This window comes from Candidatus Palibaumannia cicadellinicola (genome assembly GCF_002855795.1).
In the GTDB taxonomy this organism is placed as follows: Bacteria; Pseudomonadota; Gammaproteobacteria; order Enterobacterales; family Enterobacteriaceae; genus Baumannia; species Baumannia cicadellinicola_C.
Genome location: NZ_NJPO01000158.1, coordinates 1 through 1,075 on the forward strand (window position 1 = coordinate 1; position 1,075 = coordinate 1,075).

General features: G+C 35.8%; 2 protein-coding genes. One reads left to right on the plus strand and one right to left on the minus strand.

The window, feature by feature from the left end:
- Positions 1-83: 83 nt before the first annotated feature.
- The gene (locus tag CEX73_RS02880; protein ID WP_101627082.1) at positions 84-272 is read left to right on the plus strand and encodes a Trm112 family protein; all 189 of its coding nucleotides are present in this window, start codon (positions 84-86) and stop codon (positions 270-272) included.
- Between the two features lie 53 nt (positions 273-325).
- Here the strand turns inward: CEX73_RS02880 and dsbA are convergent, their stop codons facing one another.
- Positions 326-949: a thiol:disulfide interchange protein DsbA gene (gene dsbA, locus CEX73_RS02885; protein ID WP_101627083.1), complete on the minus strand. Its 624-nt coding sequence runs from the start codon at positions 947-949 to the stop codon at positions 326-328.
- Between the last annotated feature and the right edge of the window lie 126 nt (positions 950-1,075).

Sequence of the window (1,075 nt, forward strand, 5' to 3'; positions counted from 1 at the left end):
TGCAGTGCGTGTGAGTGCTAGAATCAAACTACGCCATACTATTTTCTACTAGATTTACTTTTGTCCTGTTTTCTGGAGATATGATGGATAATCGATTATTAGAAATAATTGCTTGCCCGGTATGTAACGGCAAACTTGACTTTAACAAAGAACAGCAAGAGCTGATTTGTCAATCAGATGGACTAGCTTATCCAATTCGTGCTAACATCCCAGTACTGCTAGAAAGCGAAGCACGTGCCATAACCTTAGACTTAGATAATCCTAAGTTATGAGTTTGAAACTCTAACCGCTTATCTAGTAAGCCATGAGCTGATATAAACAAAAACTACTGAGTCAGTAGAAACGTAACTACATCGCTAAATTGTTTCATGTAAAGATCTATTGATCTCATATCTAATCCATCATTTTTAATCATATATTTTCCTTTGATAAAAATAGCTGGTACTCCACGTAATTGAAAATCAATAGCGGCATTTTCTTGCTGTCTCTGTAAATATTTTACTACGAAGCTATTCCATGCCCAATCATACTCTTTAGGGCTTACACCCGCTTTAATAAAAACCATTCTGATATCGTCTGGCGTTTGCACAGACTGGGTATTCTGCACGGCAGAGAACATTAGCTGGCTTACTTTATCTTCTACGCCTAGCGCCATTGCTACTGCCCAGGCCTGGGTAAGCTGTTTACTCAGCGGTCCTAGGCAGTTGACATGGTATTTAGTAACTGTTGTATTAGCCGGCAATAATTTTTTGACGTTACTAGAAATATGATACACCTGCTCAAATTGATAGCAGTGCTGGCAGTCAAAAGAGAAAAATTCCAAAACCTGTGCTTCACAGGTAGCAGGCTTATTGAGACAAATATATTCTTTACCTTCAGTAAATTGAACAGCTGAAGCACTACTTGCTAATACAAGACTTATTATCAGTATTAACACAATATTTTTCATTAGTGTCAACACACTATACAGATAAATTTATCTAAATAGTTTATCTTATTCTTCTGTTTAATTATTTGATAAACATCAAAAAAAAAATTTTTTCAAACTATTTGGATAACTATCCTAAGACCAAAG